At 72.1% G+C, this 18,218-nt stretch carries 15 protein-coding genes; 5 read left to right on the top strand and 10 right to left on the bottom strand.

All coding sequences use genetic code 11. The features are described from left to right. The first annotated feature begins 57 nt into the window (after positions 1-57). Positions 58-3,282, top strand: coding sequence for a fused isobutyryl-CoA mutase/GTPase IcmF (gene icmF / locus ACLZN2_RS24585; RefSeq protein ID WP_416981168.1), 3,225 nt, complete (start codon positions 58-60; stop codon positions 3,280-3,282). Positions 3,283-3,796: 514 nt separating this feature from the next. On the opposite strand, the gene ACLZN2_RS24580 is transcribed toward icmF, so the two are convergent. Further along, positions 3,797-4,228 (bottom strand): tautomerase family protein, encoded by a 432-nt coding sequence (locus tag ACLZN2_RS24580; RefSeq protein ID WP_416981167.1) that lies wholly within the window; start codon positions 4,226-4,228, stop codon positions 3,797-3,799. A 128-nt stretch (positions 4,229-4,356) separates the two neighbouring features. Here ACLZN2_RS24580 and ACLZN2_RS24575 point away from each other — a divergent pair, with 128 nt between their 5' ends. Continuing rightward, the gene (locus ACLZN2_RS24575; RefSeq protein WP_416981166.1) at positions 4,357-4,947 is read left to right on the top strand and encodes a TetR/AcrR family transcriptional regulator; all 591 of its coding nucleotides are present in this window, start codon (positions 4,357-4,359) and stop codon (positions 4,945-4,947) included. 30 nt (positions 4,948-4,977) lie between these two features. Here ACLZN2_RS24575 and ACLZN2_RS24570 read toward each other — a convergent pair whose 3' ends face one another. The 5 genes from ACLZN2_RS24570 to ACLZN2_RS24550 form a co-directional block, all read right to left on the bottom strand. Further along, the gene (locus ACLZN2_RS24570; RefSeq protein WP_416981165.1) at positions 4,978-5,454 is read right to left on the bottom strand and encodes a tautomerase family protein; all 477 of its coding nucleotides are present in this window, start codon (positions 5,452-5,454) and stop codon (positions 4,978-4,980) included. Between the two features lie 75 nt (positions 5,455-5,529). Then, positions 5,530-7,134, bottom strand: a complete 1,605-nt coding sequence (locus ACLZN2_RS24565; RefSeq protein WP_416981164.1) for a sigma-70 family RNA polymerase sigma factor — start codon at positions 7,132-7,134, stop codon at positions 5,530-5,532. 154 nt (positions 7,135-7,288) lie between these two features. Next, positions 7,289-8,581: a sugar ABC transporter permease gene (locus tag ACLZN2_RS24560; protein ID WP_416981163.1), complete on the bottom strand. Its 1,293-nt coding sequence runs from the start codon at positions 8,579-8,581 to the stop codon at positions 7,289-7,291. Positions 8,582-8,586: 5 nt separating this feature from the next. Further along, on the bottom strand, positions 8,587-9,360 hold the full coding sequence (locus ACLZN2_RS24555; protein WP_416981162.1) for an ATP-binding cassette domain-containing protein: 774 nt from the start codon (positions 9,358-9,360) through the stop codon (positions 8,587-8,589). Between the two features lie 57 nt (positions 9,361-9,417). Continuing rightward, entirely contained in the window at positions 9,418-10,524 is a 1,107-nt protein-coding gene (locus ACLZN2_RS24550; protein ID WP_416981161.1) for a sugar ABC transporter substrate-binding protein, read from the bottom strand. Between the two features lie 157 nt (positions 10,525-10,681). Between ACLZN2_RS24550 and ACLZN2_RS24545 the strand changes: the two genes are divergently transcribed. Continuing rightward, on the top strand, positions 10,682-13,096 hold the full coding sequence (locus tag ACLZN2_RS24545) for a SpoIIE family protein phosphatase (protein ID WP_416981160.1): 2,415 nt from the start codon (positions 10,682-10,684) through the stop codon (positions 13,094-13,096). Next, positions 13,093-14,178 (top strand): sugar ABC transporter substrate-binding protein, encoded by a 1,086-nt coding sequence (locus ACLZN2_RS24540; protein ID WP_416981159.1) that lies wholly within the window; start codon positions 13,093-13,095, stop codon positions 14,176-14,178. The genes ACLZN2_RS24545 and ACLZN2_RS24540 overlap by 4 nt, the downstream gene beginning before the upstream one ends. Here the strand turns inward: ACLZN2_RS24540 and ACLZN2_RS24535 are convergent. The 4 genes from ACLZN2_RS24535 to ACLZN2_RS24520 form a co-directional block, all read right to left on the bottom strand. Beyond that, positions 14,168-14,413 (bottom strand): zinc-ribbon domain-containing protein, encoded by a 246-nt coding sequence (locus ACLZN2_RS24535; RefSeq protein ID WP_416981158.1) that lies wholly within the window; start codon positions 14,411-14,413, stop codon positions 14,168-14,170. The genes ACLZN2_RS24540 and ACLZN2_RS24535 overlap by 11 nt on opposite strands. A gap of 110 nt (positions 14,414-14,523) precedes the next feature. Continuing rightward, positions 14,524-15,531: a 4-hydroxy-2-oxovalerate aldolase gene (gene dmpG, locus ACLZN2_RS24530; protein WP_416981157.1), complete on the bottom strand. Its 1,008-nt coding sequence runs from the start codon at positions 15,529-15,531 to the stop codon at positions 14,524-14,526. Then, the gene (locus ACLZN2_RS24525; RefSeq protein ID WP_416981156.1) at positions 15,528-16,475 is read right to left on the bottom strand and encodes an acetaldehyde dehydrogenase (acetylating); all 948 of its coding nucleotides are present in this window, start codon (positions 16,473-16,475) and stop codon (positions 15,528-15,530) included. Before ACLZN2_RS24525 ends, dmpG begins: the two co-directional genes overlap by 4 nt. Continuing rightward, entirely contained in the window at positions 16,472-17,323 is an 852-nt protein-coding gene (locus ACLZN2_RS24520) for a 2-keto-4-pentenoate hydratase (protein WP_416981376.1), read from the bottom strand. The genes ACLZN2_RS24525 and ACLZN2_RS24520 overlap by 4 nt, the downstream gene beginning before the upstream one ends. Before the next feature lie 140 nt (positions 17,324-17,463). Here ACLZN2_RS24520 and ACLZN2_RS24515 point away from each other — a divergent pair, with 140 nt between their 5' ends. Then, on the top strand, positions 17,464-18,186 hold the full coding sequence (locus tag ACLZN2_RS24515) for an IclR family transcriptional regulator (RefSeq protein WP_416981375.1): 723 nt from the start codon (positions 17,464-17,466) through the stop codon (positions 18,184-18,186). Positions 18,187-18,218 lie beyond the last annotated feature (32 nt).

The following is an 18,218-nucleotide window of genomic DNA, read 5'->3' as shown; positions in this document are numbered from 1 at the left end:
CGTCCTAGTATTTTCGGTGTCTGTGCTCCCCGACACGTCTTTTGGGAAGGCCTCGCCATGAGCGAACTGCACCGTCCTGTGCACCCCGTCCGCCTGGTCACCGCCGCCGCCCTGTTCGACGGGCATGACGCGTCGATCAACATCATGCGCCGGATCTTCCAGTCCCAGGGGGCCGAGGTGATCCATCTCGGACACAACAGGTCGGTTCAGGAGGTCGTGGACGCGGCGCTGGAGGAGGACGTCCACGGTGTGGCGGTCTCGTCCTATCAGGGCGGGCACGTCGAGTACTTCGAGTACCTGGTCGAGTCGCTGCGCGCCCGCGGCGCCGGACATGTGCGCGTGGTGGGCGGCGGGGGCGGCGTCATCGTGCCCGAGGAGATCGCCCGGCTGCGCGACAGCGGGGTGACGATCTTCTCGCCCGAGGACGGGCAGCGCATGGGACTGGCCGGAATGGTCAACTCGGTGGTCAAGGAATGCGACGTCGACCTGTGGGACGGCAGGCCCGCCGACGTCGCGGGCGTACTCGCCGGTGACCGTTTCGCCGTAGCCCGGGCGATCACCGGCGCCGAGCTCGGCAAACTGCCCCCGGAGTTTCTGGAACAGCTGCGGGCCACGACCCGGACCGTCCCGGTACTCGGCATCACCGGCACCGGCGGCTCCGGCAAGTCGTCGCTCACCGACGAACTCGTGCGCCGTTTCCGGGCCGACCAGCAGGACAAGCTGCGCATCGCGGTGATCGCGGTCGACCCCAGCCGGCGCCGGGGCGGGGGCGCGCTGCTCGGCGACCGCATCCGGATGAACTCCCTCGACGGCAACCGGGTGTTCTTCCGCAGCCTCGCCACCCGCGGCAGCCACGAACTGCCCGAACACCTCGCCGACGTGATCAACGTGGTGAAGGCGGCCGGGTTCGACCTGGTGATCGTGGAGACGCCGGGCATCGGGCAGGGCGACGCGGCGATCGTGCCGTTCGTCGATGCCTCGCTGTACGTGATGACGCCGGAGTTCGGCGCCGCCTCGCAGCTCGAGAAGATCGACATGCTCGATTTCGCCGATGTCGTGGCGATCAACAAGTTCGAGCGGCGCGGCGCGAAGGACGCGTTGCGGGATGTGGGCCGCCAACTGGTCCGTAACCGCGAGGCGTTCGGCCGGCGGCCCGAGGACCTGCCGGTGTACGGCACCTCCGCCGCCACCTTCAACGACGACGGCGTCACCGCCCTCTACCAGCACCTCAAGGCGGGCCTGGCCGCCCACGGCCTGCCCCTGGTGGAAGCCGCCCTGGCACCCGTCGATGTGCGCCATTCCTCGGGCATCCGGCAGGTCGTGCCGGCGGACCGGGTGCGCTATCTCGCCGAGATCACCGACACGGTCCGCGCCTATCACACGCGGACGGCCCAACTGGCCGAGGCAGCACGGCGGTTGCAGCGTCTGGAGATGGTGCGGGACGAGCTCGCAGCGACGGGCTCTGGCATCGAGGGCGTCGACGCGCTGGCCAGGACCGCCCGCAGGCAACTCGACCCCGACGTTGCGGAGCAGATCGAGAACTGGCCCGCCGTCATCGCCTCCTACTCCGGTGACGAGCAGGTGGTGAAGGTCCGCGACAAGGAGATCCGCACCAGGCTGACCCGCGAGTCCCTTTCCGGCAACAAGGTCCCCCGGGTCGCCCTGCCCCGTTTCACCGACCACGGTGAGCTGGTGCGGTTCTGGCGCCGGGAGAACCTGCCCGGCTCCTTCCCCTTCACCGCCGGGGTGTTCCCCTTCAAGCGTGACGGCGAGGACCCGGCCCGGATGTTCGCCGGCGAGGGCGACCCGTTCCGCACCAACCGCCGCTTCAAGCTGCTCTCCGAGGGCCAGCCCGCCACCCGGCTGTCCACCGCCTTCGACTCCGTCACCCTCTACGGCCGCGACCCCGACGAGCGCCCCGACATCTACGGCAAAGTCGGCACCTCCGGCGTCTCCGTGGCCACCCTGGACGACATGAAGGCGCTCTACGACGGCTTCGACCTGGTCGCCCCCACCACCTCGGTCTCCATGACGATCAACGGCCCCGCGCCCACGATTCTCGCCTTCTTCCTCAACACGGCGATCGACCAGCAGGCGGAGGCCTTCCGTACCGCCGAGGGCCGCGAGCCGAACACCCAGGAAGCCGCCGAGCTGAGCGCCCGCGCCCTGGCGAACGTGCGCGGCACCGTGCAGGCGGACATCCTCAAGGAGGACCAGGGCCAGAACACCTGCCTGTTCTCCACCGAGTTCTCCCTGCGGATGATGGCCGACATCCAGGAGTGGTTCATCGAGCGCAAGGTCCGCAACTTCTACTCGGTGTCCATCTCCGGCTACCACATCGCCGAAGCGGGCGCGAACCCGATCAGCCAGCTCGCCTTCACCCTCGCCAACGGCTTCACCTACGTCGAGGCCTACCTCGCCCGCGGCATGCACATCGACGACTTCGCCCCCAACCTCTCCTTCTTCTTCTCCAACGGCATGGACCCCGAGTACAGCGTGCTGGGCCGGGTCGCCCGCCGGATCTGGGCGGTGGCGATGAAGGAGAAGTACGGCGCGAACGAGCGTTCCCAGAAACTGAAGTACCACGTCCAGACCTCCGGACGCTCCCTGCACGCCCAGGAGATGGACTTCAACGACATCCGCACCACCCTCCAGGCCCTCATCGCGATCTACGACAACTGCAACAGCCTGCACACCAACGCCTACGACGAGGCCGTCACCACCCCCACCGAGGACTCCGTCCGCCGCGCCCTGGCCATCCAGCTGATCATCAACCGGGAGTGGGGCCTGGCGATGAACGAGAACCCCCTCCAGGGCTCCTTCGTCATCGACGAACTCACCGACCTGGTCGAGGAGGCCGTGCTGAAGGAGTTCGAGCGGATCAACGAACGCGGCGGCGTGCTCGGTGCCATGGAGACCGGCTACCAGCGCGGCCGGATCCAGGACGAGTCGATGCTCTACGAACAGCGCAAGCACGACGGCAGCCTGCCCCTCATCGGCGTCAACACCTTCCGCAACCCCCACGCCGACACCACCGAACCCGGCGTGATCGAACTCGCCCGCGCCACCGAGGAGGAGAAGCACTCCCAGCTCCAGCGGGTCCGCGACTACCAGGCCGGACACCGCGACCAGGCGCACGCGGCCCTGGCCGCCCTGAAGGACGCCGCGGTGAACGACCGCAACGTCTTCGCCGTCCTCATGGACGCCGCCCGCGTCTGCTCCCTCCAGCAGATCACCGACGCGTTCTTCGAGGTGGGCGGCCAGTACCGGCGTAACGTCTGACCCGTGCTCAGACCCGCGCCCGTGGGAACAGGGCGCGGGTGCGCTCGGGGTCGGGCGAGACGAAGACGCCCTCCCCCGTGACCAGCACGGTGGAGGGGTCCTCCACAAGGCCGATCGAGCCGGTCACGAAGATCTTGCGGTCCTCGGTGCCGGTGACCCGGGCCGAGAGCGCACTGCCCTGTGACGCCGCCGTCCTCGTCCCGCGTCACCCGCACAGGCGGCGCCAACGGGCTGCCCTCCCCGGTGACGGGGCTGTACATCCGTACGCCTCCCGGGAACTCGTCCACGTCCGGGATCTCCGCCCGGGCACGGTGCCGTCCGGTCAGCTGACCGGTGAGCCGGCGCACGCCGTCCGTGACCCGGTGGAGAACCTCGGCCGGGGCCGCGGTGCGCGCGGTGGCCTCCACCAGAGTGCGCAGCTCATGGCCGAGTGCGGCGATCGCCGCCCGCTGCCGGTCCAGTTCCGCTCCTGTCGGTCGTACGGTGTCGAGGGGTTCGGCCGAAGTGGGTCGGTTCACGCACCGGCCCGCTGGTCCTTCGCCGGCGCCACCAGGTCGGCGTACCGGACGACCGAGCCGCCCGCGCCCCAGGTGCCGTCGGGCTGCTCGTGCACCCACACCCATACCCGCAGGGCGTCGGCCTGTCCGAGCCCGGCCGCTTCGAGCACCGTCCGCGTGGCGTCCTCGACCAGACCGGCCCTGCGCCGCTCGGACAGGGTGCCCTCGGGCACCGTGACCTCCACCAGGAAACGGGGCTCGTGGTCCTCGGCGGTCGTCTGAGCCCCTTCCGGCAGCTCGACGAGGTAACTCCACGCGAGGGCGCGGAAGAACGTGGTGTCGGGCGCGCCCTCCCAGCGCAGCAGTACGGCGGCCAGGTCCTTCTGGATGCTCGCGCGGCCCTGCTCGGTGAGGGCGCCGGACGGGACGGTGAGCCGGATCATCGGCATGACGGAGCCTCCCTTCGGCCGCACGCGGTCTATGACAGTCGTTATAGTCAGCGGCCAGGCTAGACTATGACGAGCGTTATAGCCAGTGGGGTGTGGCCGGATCGGTGCGGCCGGAGAGGAGTGCGGTCGTGGCAAAGTCCAGTACGCCGTCGCGGGAGCGCATCGTGGCAGGCGCCGCCGACCTGATCAGCAGGCGCGGTCTGAACGCCGCGAGCATCCGGGAGGTGGCCAAGCACGCCAAGGCGCCGCTCGGCTCGACGTACCACTACTTCCCCGAGGGCAAGCGGCAGCTGGCGACCGAGGCGGTGCGGTACGGCGGTGAGGCGGTCGCCCGCATCCTGCAAAAGGAGCTGGAGGCGGGACCGGTCGCCGGGGTGAGGGCCTTTCTGGGACTGTGGCGCGGCATCGTCGTCAAGAGCGACTTCCGGGCCGGCTGCCCCGTGCTGGCCGTGTCCGTGGAGGAGCCGCCGGACGGCGAGATCCCGCCCGCGCTCGTCGCCGCGGCCGAGGCCTTCGACACCTGGCAGCGGCTGCTCACCGAGTCGCTGTGCGAGCACGGTACCGCCCCCGAACGGGCGCCGGAACTCGCGGCCCTGGTGGTGGCGGCCGTCGAGGGGGCCATCGCCATGTGCCGCGCCCAGCGCAGCGCGCAGCCCCTGGACCGGGTCGCGCGACAGCTCGAAGCGGTGCTCGCCGGGGCGCTCGGGCGCCCGGCCTGATGGCGGAGGGTGTCCCGCCGTCCCGCCGTGTCAGCCCGCGATCGCCGCGCGGATCGCCTTCGCCTTCTCCTCGGTGAACACGCCGCTCTCCAGGAGGGAGAGGATCGACAGGACGCCTCCGCTCGAGCCCCAGCTGCCCTCTTCGATGACCCGGAAGTTCACCCACCAGGCCGGGGAGGGCGACGGCAGCCCGCAGGCCTCGGCCAGTGCGGCCAGCAGGCGTTCGACGACCTCCGTGCGCACTTCCTGGCGCCAGTCGCCGTCCATGACGGCCACGTCGATCACCATGACGTCGGGCGCCTGACCGGCATCCACCAGCAGGCGCCCGCCGATCGCCATCATGTCCGGCTCGCGCTCCACGAAGTGCACCTGGAACCCGGCCCGGGCGGGCGGAGCGAACTGACCGACCTCGGGCACGAGCACCGCGTCCGTCAGGGTCTCCGCCAGGGTGCGGCGCTGCTCGAGGCTCAGACGGCCCGTCGGGGTGTTCACGGTGATGACGGTCATGGCGATCTCCTGTGACGACTGTTATGGACGAACCCTACACGGGATCTATAACGAGTGTCATAGGCGGAGGTCCCGTCAGTCGGACCCGTGGGACCCCTCAGACCCGTCGGCCCCGCGCCCGGAGCGGCTGCCCCGGTGATGTCCTTCCTCACCGTTCCGGGACTTCCCGTACCCGCTGTCCTGGTCCCCGCCGGTCGTGCAGTCCCCGTCACCGGTCCCCCCGGTGCCCTGGTCGGCGTCGCCGCCGCCGTCCCCGGTCCCCGGCTCGGGATCCGAGGTGTGCGGCGGCTCGGGCTCCGGGTTCTCCGGCTGCGGGGTCTTGGGCCCGGGCGTCTCGGGGGAGGGGGCCGGGGGCTGTGGGGTCTCTTCCTTGTCGTCGCCCGGAGTGCCGTCGTCCGGAGTGCCGTCGTCCGCCGGGGGAGACGCCTGCTCTTCCTCGGGCGGGGTTCCGGTGGACGAGGGCTCGTCGTCGGCGGGCTCCTCTGCGGTGTTCCCGCCCCCGGTCGTGGTGGGCTGCCCGGTGTCGGACGACTGCGCCGCGTCCGTGGTCGTGGTCGCGGTGTCCGTCCGGGGGGCTCCCGCCGCGTCGGCCACCCGCGCGGACGTCGACCGGTCCTCGGTGTCCTCCACCGGCGCGGCGGCCCGCGCGGGAGGAATCGTCGGCTTCTCCGCCACGGGTAGCTGCCGCACGGGCGCGTCCGCGACCGGGGCACGCTGAGCCGGTACGGGAGCGGACTCGCCCGAGCCGATGACCAGGGCGAACGCGGCGGCACCCGCCACGAGCGCACCCGCCGCCACCGCCGCAGGCGCCTTCGAGCCGCCGACCGCCGCATGGCGCACCCCGTGCAGCAGACCGGCGCCGTGCCCGCCCGCCGCACCGGTGCCGGCCACCGCACCGGCGGACCCCGCGGTGAAGGCCATGAGGATCTTGCCCGTGCCGCCCAGTGCGAACAGCAGCAGCGCCGGCGCGACGATCGCGGGCAGCCGGTCGTTCGCGCGCATCAGCGCGGCGAGCCGGGCGCGGCAGTCGTCGCACGCGTCCACGTGACCGAGCAGCCGCTCGCCCTGGCGCGGGGTCGCGGAGCCACGGACGTACGCGGGCATCCGGGCCCAGTGGACCTGGCACGCCGGGTCCTCCGGGGCGCCGGTCTGGGTGCGCAGGAAGGCCAGCCGCATGCCCTCCCGGGCGCGGTGCAGCAGGACGGCCGTCGCGCCCTCCTTGGTGCCGAGCTGCGGCCCGATCGCCGCCAGCGGCTGCCCTTCCGCCTCGGCCAGCCACAGCGCCTTGACCCAGCGCTCGGGCAACTGGCCCAGCACCCGCACCACCAGGTCGACCTGGGACACCTGCTCGGCCGGGTCGACCTCGTGCCGCGCGCCCGGCTCCGCCCGCTCGTCGGTGTGCGGATCCCGGGGCGTCTCGCGCACCGCGGTCCCGGAGGCGATCGCGAGATGCCGCACCGTCGTCCTGAGGTACGCCGGTACGTTCTCGATCTCGTGCCCCTCGGCCAGCCGCCGCCACACCCGGAAGTGCGCCTCGGCGACGAGGTCCTCGGCGGTCCAGGCGTTCCTGGTGAGCGAGCGCGCGTACGCGACGAGCCGCGGCTGCTGTTCCTCGTAGATCCGGGCGTACGAGGCCGTCGCGGAGGCTTGTGCGGGGACGGCGGTGGACCTGTCGGTCATGGAGGGACGCTCCCGTTGCCTACTGGGGGGCCGAAGGGTTTGTCAGCCTAGATGACAAAACTTTCAATGAAAGTTGCGGTGGTTGCCTGATGTGATGCAGATCACGGAGGTGCTGTGAGGGGGGTAGCCGGGGCCGGTGAGGCCCCTGTGGCGGTCACGCCCGCCCGTGCGCCTCCTGCGAGTGCCGGGACAGCGCGTCGATGACCACGGCCGCGAACAGTACCCCACCCGTGATCACGAACTGGACGGCCGGAGGAGTGTCCGTGATCGCCATGCCCGAGGCGATCGACTGGATGACGAGCATGCCGAGCACCGCCGACCAGGTCGTACCGCGCCCGCCGAAGAGACTCGTGCCGCCGATCACAGCCGCCGCGATCGCGTTCACCAGCAGGACGCCCGAGCCCGAGCCCTGGCTCACCGAGGTGATGCGCGAGGCCAGGAACAGGCCGCCGATCGCGGCCATGGTGCCGGACACGGCGAGCACGGCGGTCTGGACCCGGAACACGCTGAGGCTGGCGCGGCGGGCGGCCTCGATGCTGCCGCCGAGGGCGTACACCTGCCGCCCGTAATGGGTGCGGCGCAGCAGGATGTCGAGGCCGGCCACCATCACGAGGAAGATCAGCAAGGCGAGCGGCAGCCCCTGGAAACGGTTGAGGAGGTAGGCGACACCGAACGCCATCACCGCCGTGAGAGAGGTGCGCGCCGCCACGGCCGTGAGGGAGCGGTGCGGCATGCCGACGGCCTGGCGGCGCCGTCTGTCCAGGTCGGCCGCGAGGAAGACCGCCGCGGTGGCCACCGCGGCCAGACCGTAGGCGACGGCGTCCTGAGTGAAGTAGTAGCTGGTCAGCTTGGCGACGAGCCCGTCCTCGTCGAGGTTGACGGTGCCGCTGTCGCCGAGCACGGCGAGCATGAGGCCGTTCCAGGTGAGCAGCCCCGCGAGCGTGACCACGAACGCCGGGACCCGGGTCCGGGCGACGGAGAAGCCCTGGATCGTGCCCGCGACGGTGCCGGTGAGGATCCCGACGACGAGCGCGAGCCACTCGGGGACGCCGTTGTTCACGTTCAGCACGGTGAAGACCGCCGCCGCGAAGCCGCTGATCGACCCCACGGACAGATCGAGTTCGCCGAGCAGCAGCACGAACACGATGCCGACCGCGATGAGGCCGGTCCCCACGATGTCCACGCTGAGGTTGGACAGGTTGCGCGGGGACAGGTAGTTCGGGTTGAGCGACTGGAAGGTGATCCAGACGACGGCGAGAACCATGACGACAGGCAGTGAGCCCAGTTCGCCCGCCCGCACCTTGCGCTGCAGCAGCGCGAGCGTGCCGCGCAGCGCGCGGACCCCGCCGTCCACGGCGCGGGAGGTCAGCCGCTCGCGCCGCGGCGGACGGGCCTCGCCGCCGGACGCGGTGGGCTCGGCCGGGGCCCCGTCCACCACCTTGCGCATGTCTTTCACCACCCCGACTCCCGGTGGGACGGCCGGCGGGGCACGTTCTCCGTGGCGCCGGTGATGGACGCGATGATCTGCTCCTGCGAGGCGGTGTTCACGTCGAAGAAGCCGTTGTTGCGGCCGAGCCGCAGCACCGCGGCCCGGTCCGCGAGGGCCTTCACGTCCCCCATGCTGTGGCTGATCAGCAGCACCCCCAGCCCCCGGTCCCGCAGCCGGTCGATGAGGTCCAGGATCTCGGAGGTCTGCTCGAACCCGAGCGCGGCGGTCGGCTCGTCGAGGAGCAGGACGCGCGGTTCGCCGAGGAGCGAGCGGGCGATGGCGACCGTCTGCCGCTGGCCGCTGGAGAGCGAGGCGACGGGCCCGCGCAGATCGGGCACCCGCCGCGTCAGACGCTCCAGCAGCTCCTGGGTGCGGCGTTCCATCTCCATCTCGTCGAGGAACCCGTACCGGCGGATCTCCCGCCCGAGGAACAGGTTCCCGACCACGTCGAGGTTCCCGCACAGTGCGAGGTCCTGGTAGACGGTGGCGATGCCGAGGTCCCGCGCGTCCTGCGGGCGCCTGATGTGGACCGCGCGGCCCTCCCACTCGATGACGCCCTTCTCCGCGGGCGCCACCCCGGAGATCACCTTCACCAGCGTGGACTTGCCGGCCCCGTTGTCCCCGAGGAGGGCGACGACCTGGCCGGAGTGGATCTCCAGCTCGATGTCCGTGAGGACGTCGACGACGCCGAAGCGCTTGCACACCCCGCGCAATGCCAGCAAGGGGGGATCCGGCACGGCAACCAACTCCTTCCCTGGCCCCGGACCAGGCCGGAGTCCGCGCGATGCGGCCCGTCAGATCAGCCCCGCCTCCTCGCAGGCGGCCCGGAGCTGAGGGGTGCAGATCTGCTGGACCGTGTGCAGGCCTTCCTTCACGACGGTGTCCTTGATGGTGTCGGCGGTCACGGACATCGGCGTGAGCAGCACGGCCGGGACCCGCTCGCCGCCGCGCGGCGTCACCTCGCTCGTCGCGACCTCCTCCAGGGCCTCCCGGCGGGCCGCGGCCACGGCCATCGCACCGCCCGCCGCGGCCTCCGGACCGAAGGGCTTGAAGACGGTCATGTACTGGTCGCCGGCCACGATCCGGCGCAGCGCGCCCAGTTCGGCGTCCTGGCCGGTGACCGGGGGCAGCGGAGCCACCTTGTTCGCCTTCAGCGCCGAGATGCTCCCGCCGGCGAGCCCGTCGTTGGCCGCGTAGACCCCGTCGATGGCGTCGGCGCCGAGGGCCGCGATGGCCGCGGACATGTTCATGTGCGCGGTCTCCGCCCGCCACAGCGGGGTGTCGTACGCCTTGCCGATCTTCACCTTCCCCTGCAGGACGGACAGCGCGCCCTCCTTGAACAGCGCGCTGTTCGGGTCGGCGGGATCGCCGTTCATCATCACGATCTGCGGCTGGGGTGTCCCGTCGCTCCCGTCGCTCCCGTCGCCCATCGCCTTGAGCAGGGCCCGGCCCTGGAGTCTGCCGACCTCCTTGCCGTCGAAGGAGACATAGCCGGAGATCGGGCCCTGGGCGAGCCGGTCGTAGGCGATCACGGGGATGCCCGCCGCGCGGGCCTCCGAGACCGACGAGGCGAGCGACTTGCCGTCCACCGCCACCAGCACGATGGCGTCCACGCCCTTGGTGATCATCGAGTCCATCTGCTCCTGCTGGGTGCCCACCTCACCTCTGGCGTTGGCGTGCTCGACCACGCAGGTGTCGCACAGTTCCTTGATCTTCTTCTCCAGCAGCGGCCGGTCCTGCGCCTCCCAGCGCGCCGTGGTGGCGTCCGGCAGCAGCAGACCGATGCTCGGCGTGTTCCCCCCGCCGGGGTCGCCTCCGGCGCCCGCCCCGCAGGCCGCGAGGGCGACGACCGCCGAGACCGCGGTCACGGCGGCGGCCGTGTCCCGTATGCAGACCTTCATGGGGGATACCTGGCTGGCGTAGACGACGTTGGTGACGACAGGCAGACGATGGGTGAGGCATCGAGTAGGTGTGTCCGGTTGGTTCGTATATGCGATTCTGGTGGGTGGGTGCCCCGTTCTCAACCTGTCGGCACCCGCGGCGGGGACGGGAGGTACGTTGCGGACATGCCTCGACCGGGCCCTGATCTTGGCCGGAGCGACACAGGCGGCGGTCTACACGCCCGGGGCCGGGAACGAAGAGCTTCGGCTGGTGGACTCGGCGGGATGTACCCCCTCCGAGCCGGGGCCACCGGTCCGGCTCCCCCTGTCCGGTGACTCACCCGCCGCGCGCGCCTTCCTCACCGACCGCCCCCTGTGGCTGACCGCGGACCCCTCGCTCGGCGCGCTGCCCCTCGACGTGGAGGGCCGCCGGGTCGGCTGTCTCGTCGTCACCTGCGCCTCCGCGGACGGCTTCGAGGCCGACCAGCGCCGCTTCCTGGAGCGCTACGCCGACGCGGTCGCCGGCCTGCTCCAGCCCGTGACGGGCCCGCCCGAGCCGTCCTCACTCCTGGACCCGGCCCTGCGCAGCCTGCGCGTCGGCTCCTTCGTCCTGGTCCCCGACACCGGACTGATCGAGGCCGACGGCACGCTGCTCGACCTGGTCGGCATCTCGGCGGACGACTTCGACGGCAAGGTCGACACCCTGCTCGCCCACGCCCTCCCCGAGGACATGCACGCCCTGATGTCCGTCCTGGAGCCCTCCCCCCAGGCCTCCGGCCGGCGTGATCTGGAGTTCCGGGTGCGCGGTCCCACGGGCGAGATGCGCTGGCTGAGCCTGAGCTGCCGCGCCGAGGCGGCCACCGCCGACCGGCCGGAACAGGTGCTGGGCGTGGTGACCGCCACCCCGGTGCTGCGCCGCAGCGCCGATGACGTCTCCCGCATCCAGTGGCTGACCGCCGCCCTCGACGACGCCGTGACCACCGGTGACGTCGGCCGCGTGGTGGTCTCCGCCCTGCGCGAGCCGCTGGGCGCCGACCGGGTGGCCCTCGCCGCCCTCCAGGACGACCGGCTGATGGTCACCGTCCTGGACCCGCCTGAGCCCGCCGCCTGGCCGGACGCCTGGCGCGCCGAATGGCGCACCGAGTGGCCCGACGCGCCCGTCCGCTCACTGCCCACCCTCCAGGCGGCCCTCGGCGACGGCCGGATGGACCTCTGGCCCGCCGGCACCGCCCTCGAACCCGGCCTGGCCGGCATCGGCCCCGGCGGACTCGCCGTCCTGCCGCTGCCCGCCAAGGGCCGGGTCGCCGGGGTGTGCCTGGTCGGCTGGGACCTCCCGCACGAGTTCGTCCCCGAGGAACGCTCCCTGCTCACCGCCACCGCGGCCCTCGTCGGCCAGGCCCTCCAGCGTGCCCACGCCCATGACGCGGAGCAGGAACTCGCCACCATGCTCCAGCGCAGCCTGCTGCCCCGCCGACTGCCCGAACTCCCCGGCGGGACCGCCGTCGCCCGCTATCTGCCCGCACGCCGGGGACTCCAGGTGGGCGGCGACTGGTACGACGTCATCGCCCTGTCCGAGGACAGGGTGGCCCTGGTCATCGGCGACGTCCAGGGCCACAGCGCCGGAGCCGCCACGATCATGGGCCAGATGCGGACCGCGGTCAGGGCGTACGCCATGGAGGGCCATCCGCCCGACGTCGTCGTCTCGCACGCCAACCGGCTCCTCGTCGCCATGGAGACCGACCTCTTCGCGACCTGCTGCTACGCCGAACTCGACATGGAGGAGGGCAACACCCTCTTCGTCCGCGCCGGGCACCTCGCGCCGCTGGTGCGCCATCCCGACGGCGGCACCGAGGAGGTGGAGGTCGCGGGCGGGCCACCGCTCGGCATCCTCGCCGAGGCGGAGTTCCCCATGACCTCGGTCGCGCTCGCCCCCGGTACCGTCCTCGCCCTCGTCACCGACGGCCTGGTCGAGGCCTCCGACCTGCCGCTCGACGAGGGCATGCGCCGCACCCGCACCGCGCTCGCCGCGGCCGACCCCGCCGACCCGGGAGCGATGGCCGACGAACTGCTCGGCGACGCGGGCCGCCGCGAGGACGACGTGGCCCTGCTGCTCCTGCGCTACGACGGCATGGAGACCCGCCCCATCCGGGCCGGCTGGATGGTGTGGCGGCTGCCCGACGCCGTCATGCACGCCCGCCGCTTCACCGCGCGCACCCTGCGCCGCTGGAAGGTCCCGGAAGCCGCCGACCCGGTGCTGCTGGTCGTCTCCGAACTCGTCACCAACGCCCTGGTGCACACCCAGGGCCCGGTCCGGCTCGACCTGGTGCTGCGCGGGGACCGGGTCCGGGTCGGCGTCAGCGACTCCTCGCCCCGCGCGCCCGCCAAGCCCGTGATCGTGGACTGGGAGTCCACCGGCGGCCGGGGACTGATGCTGGTCGAGGCGATGTCGGAGTCCTCCGGCTCGGTCCCGGTGGCCGGCGGCAAACAGGTGTGGAGCGAGATCGTCGTACCGGACGGAGAACCCGACGGCGACCCCGTCGGCGCCCCCGACGGACAACCGGCCGCCGAGAGGAAAGCCGGTGGTATGCCATGAGGCCGCGTGGCAGGCCGCTCGCCGCGGCGCTCGCCGCCGCCCTCCTCGCGCTGCCCGCGGCCGCCTGCGGCGAGGGTGACGCCGGCAGCGAGTCCGACGCCTTCACCGTCGGCCTGCTCCTGCCCAGCCGCTCGGTCCCCCGCTGGGAGCACTCCGACCGGCCGCTCATCCAGGCGCAGGTCAAGAAGCTCTGCCCCCGGTGCTCCTTCGCGTACGCCAACGCCGAGAACGACCCGACCCGGCAGCGACAACAGATGATCTCCATGATCACCAAAGGGGCCGGGGTCCTGATCCTCGACGCCGCCGACACCCGGGCCCTGCGCTCCTCGATCCAGGAGGCGCGCAGGGCGGGCGTCCCCGTCGTCGCCTACGACCGGCTCGCCGAGGGCCCGATCTCCGGCTACGTCGGTTTCGACGCCCTGCAGGTCGGCCGGCTCCAGGGCCACGCGCTGCTGGAGGGCCTGGAGAAGCGGGCCGACGGCCGGACGGTCGTCATGATGAACGGCGACCCGACCAGCCCCAACGCCGCCTGGTACCGGCGGGGCGCGCTGTCCGTCATCCAGGACCAGGTCCGCATCGCCAGGTCGTACGAGACCCAGGACTGGAGCACCCAGGCAGCCCACGCCAACATGTCCGCGGCCATCGCCGCCCTCGGCCCCTACGGGATCGACGGGGTCCTGGCGGCCAACGACAGCATCGCCTCGGGCGTCATCTCCGCCTTCAAGAGCGCCGGCGTCACCCGGATGCCGCCCGTCACCGGCCAGGACGCCGACCTCGACGCCGTACGGCGCATCGTCAAGGGCGAGCAGTACATGACGGTCTACAAGCCCTTCCGCAAGGAGGCCGCCGAGGCCGCCGCCATGGCCGTCGCGCTCGGCCGCGGCGAGGACGCCCGCGAGCACGCGCCGACCACCGTCGACAGCCCCACCCACCACAACATCCCGGCCGTCCTGCTCACGCCGTACGCGGTCACGGCAGCCGACATCGAACAGACCCTGGTCAAGGACGGCGTCTACACCGTCGACCGGATCTGCACCCGGGAGATACGGGCCGCCTGCGACCGGGCGGGGCTCACCCGGTGACGGCCCCCTGGGCCCGCAGCCGCTCCGCCTGCTCCCCGGTCACCTTCTGCTCGGCGCCGCAGAACGTGCACTGCGTCAGGTACTTCGTCGAGACCGGGAACAACGGCACGAAGAACAGCGTGAACTTGGTGACCCGCTTGCGCAGCGTGTGCGCGGCCGGGTTGCCGCACCGCCCGCACACCAGCGTCAGGATCGCCAGCTGGTACAGATACCCCTTGGTGCCGAAGATGATCACGCGGCTGTTCCCTCCCGGTCGGTGCCCTGTGCACGGCCCAGTCTCGCGCATGCGGCAGACGGGTCCGTGCCCCGGGCCACCCGAGGGACCGCGACCCTACGAGCCCCGGATCAGCTCCGTGCCGCCAGGTCCAGCGCGATGTCGGTGATCATGTCCTCCTGCCCGCCGACCATGCCGCGCCGGCCGACCTCGACCAGGATGGAGCGCGTGTCGAGCCCGTACCGGGCCGCCGCGGTCTCGGCGTGCCGCAGGAAGCTGGAGTAGACGCCCGCGTAGCCGAGACTCAGCGTCTCGCGGTCCACCCGCACCTCGCGGTCCTGCAGCGGCCGTACGAGATCGTCGGCGGCGTCCGTCAGCGGGAACAGGTCGCAGGCGTGGTCCCAGCCCATGAGGTCGGCGACCGCGACGAACGCCTCCAGCGGACAGTTGCCCGCCCCCGCACCCTGACCGGCCAGCGAGGCGTCGACGCGCACGGCGCCGCTCTCGACGGCGACCACGGTGTTGGCCACACCCAGGGCGAGGTTGTGGTGGGCGTGGATGCCCAGCTCCGTGGCCGGGTCGAGGACGTCCCGGTAGGCGCGGAAGCGGTCGCGGACCCCGTCCATGGTGAGCCGCCCGCCGGAGTCGGTGACGTACACGCAGTGCGCGCCGTAGGACTCCATCAGCTTGGCCTGGCGGGCCAGTTCGGCGGGCTCGGCCAGGTGGGACATCATCAGGAACCCGGCGACGTCCATGCCCAGGTCGCGCGCGGCGGAGATGTGCTGCGCCGCGATGTCCGCCTCGGTGCAGTGGGTGGCCACCCGCACCGAGCGGATGCCGAGCGCGTGCGCCCGCCGCAGCTCGCGCAGCGTGCCGATGCCGGGCAGCAGGAGCGTGGTGGGCACGGCGTTCTGCGTGACCTCGGTGACCGCCTCGATCCACTCCCAGTCGGTGTGGGCGCCGACGCCGTAGGTGATGCTGGAGCCGGCCAGCCCGTCGCCGTGGGCGATCTCGATCGCGGCCACCCCGGCCGCGTCCAGCGCCGAGGCGATGACACGGGCCTGCTCGACGGTGTAGCGGTGCCGGACGGCGTGCATGCCGTCCCTGAGGGTGACGTCCTGGACGTACAGACGGGTCATCGGGCCGCCACCTCCGTGGCACGTCGGGCGGCCATGCGCTCCGCGGTGCGCAGCGCGGCCGAGGTCATGATGTCGAGGTTCCCGGCGTAGGAGGGCAGGTAGTGGGCGGCGCCCTCGACCTCCAGGAACACCGAGACCTTGAGGGCCTCGCCGGTGCCCGGGGCGGCGAGCGTGCGCAGCGGGTCGTCCGCCGGTACACGCTCGAACTGCACCTTCTGCTTGAGGCGGTACCCCGGCACGTATTCCTGGACGCGGCCGACCATCTCCTCCACCGAGGCCGTGACCGCCTCGGTGGCGCAGTCCGAGACCAGACAGTGCACCGTGTCCCGCATGATCAGCGGCGGTTCGGCAGGGTTGAGGACGATGATCGCCTTGCCCTTCGCGGCCCCGCCGACCTGCTCGATCGCGCTGGACGTGGTCTCCGTGAACTCGTCGATGTTGGCGCGGGTGCCCGGTCCGGCGGAGCGGGAGGCGATGGACGCGACGATCTCGCCGTAGTGGACCGGCGCGACGGCGTCGACCGCCGCGACGACCGGGATGGTCGCCTGACCGCCGCAGGTGACCATGTTGACGTTCGGGGCGTCGAGATGGGCGTCGCCGTTGACCGGCGGGACGACGTACGGGCCGAGGGCGGCCGGGGTGAGGTCGACCAGGGTGCGGCCGAGCGGGCGCAGCACCTCGTCGTGGTGCCGGTGGGCGCCGGCGGAGGTCGCGTCGAAGACGATCTCGACGTCGGCGAACTCGTCCAGCGCGACGAGTCCCGCCACACCCTCGTGGGTCGTGGCGACCTTGAGCCGGCGGGCCCGGGCGAGGCCGTCGGAGTCCGGGTCGATCCCGGCCATGGCGACGATCTCCAGGCTCTCCGACAGCCGTAGAACCTTGATCATGAGGTCGGTTCCGATATTGCCGGAGCCGACGACGGCGACCTTCGTCGAACTGCTCACCGCGCGTCCCCTTCCGTGGCGAATCCGACCTGCACGGATCCCAGGCCGGAGATACGGGCCTCGAACCTGTCGCCCGGTGCCGCGGGAGCCATCGGGCCCAGCGCGCCGGTCAGCACGAGGTCGCCCGCCCGCAGCGGATCGCCCCGCTCGGCCAGCGCCGAGGCCAGCCAGACCGCCGCGTTCAGCGGACTGCCGAGACAGTCGGCGCCCGTCCCCCGCGAGACAGGCTCGCCGTCGCGGGTCATGGTCATCGACACGGTCCGCAGATCGACGGCGGTCAGCGGTACGGGCGTGGCCCCGAGGACGTACAGCCCGCAGGAGGCGTTGTCGGCGACCGTGTCGACCAGGGAGATGTCCCACCCGCGCACCCGGCTGTCGACGATCTCCAACGCCGGGAGCGCGAAGTCCACCGCCCGCAGCACGTCCACGACCGTGCACCGCCGGTCCGGCAGATCCCGCCCGAGCACCAGTGCGACCTCGGCCTCCACCTTCGGCTGCAGCAGGCGCCCCACGGGCACCTCACCGCCGTCCGGCACGGCCATGTCCGCGAACAGCGCACCGAAGTCGGGCCGGTCCACGCCGAGCTGGCGCTGGACGGCCACGGAGGTCAGACCGATCTTCCGGCCGACGATCCGGCGGCCGGCGTCGAGGCCGCGCCGCACGTTCAGCTGCTGCACCGCGTACGCGGTCTCCAGATCGCCGCCGCCGTCGTCGTCGAACAGATCACGTACGGGCGGACAGGCGGCCCCGGTGCGGGTGGCCTCCGCGAGCCGGTCGGCGGCCTTGACGACGGCCGGTGGTGGGGCTGCGTCCCTGCGGGCGCCTTCGAGAGGGGGCGACACGGGGATACCTCCAGGGGAAGCGAGGGCGGTCACCGGGGGAGCGGTGGGTGTACCAGAGGGGAGTGGTGCTTCGATCACCGATATAGACACCTCCGCGACCAGGGGACAAACTCTGTTCCGTGACACGGAACAACAACGGTGGCAGCATGCTGGAGAAAGCGGCGGTCATCCTGGAGAGCTTCAGCCCCAGCGGTGGCCCGTTCCGCCTGTCGGAACTTTCGGAGCGTACGGGGCTGCCCAAACCCACCGTCCACCGGCTGGCCGCCGACCTCGTCCGCCTGGGCTGGCTGGAGCGCGCCGGAGCCCGGTACCGGCTCGGCACCAAGCTGTTCGAGCTGGGCTCGCTCGTGCCGCACCGGCTCGATCTGCGCGAGGCGGCCCTGCCCTTCCTACAGGATCTGTTCGAGGCCACCCGCGAGACCGTCCACCTCGGCGTACGCGAGGGGCTGGAGGTCGTCTACCTGGAGCGGATCCACGGCCACGAGGCCCTGCGCCTGCCCTCCCGTATCGGCGGCAGCCTCCCGCTGAGCTGCACGGGCGTCGGCAAGGCCCTGCTCGCGTTCTCCGGCGCCGAACTGACGGAGGAGGTGCTGTCCCGGCCGCTGCCGAGCCTCACCCCGCACTCCATCACCGACCCCGCCCGGCTGCGGATGGCCCTGGAGAAGATCCAGGTCTCCGGCCTCGCCTACGAGGAGCAGGAGGCCGCACTGGGCGTGAGCTGCATCGCGGCCCCCGTCTTCGCCGGCGGCACCACGGTCGCCGCCCTCTCCGTGGCCGTACCCCGCTCCCGCTTCAGCCCCGCCCAACTCGCCCCCGCCGTACGGACGGCGGCGCTGGGGCTGTCGCGGGTACTGCGGGCGTCGGCCTGAAGGACCGAAACCGCTGCTGGTCGGGTACCGCA

Source organism: Streptomyces sp. T028, assembly GCF_048159505.1.
GTDB lineage: Bacteria > Actinomycetota > Actinomycetes > Streptomycetales > Streptomycetaceae > Streptomyces.
This window is presented reverse-complemented; position numbering and strand designations above follow the sequence as displayed.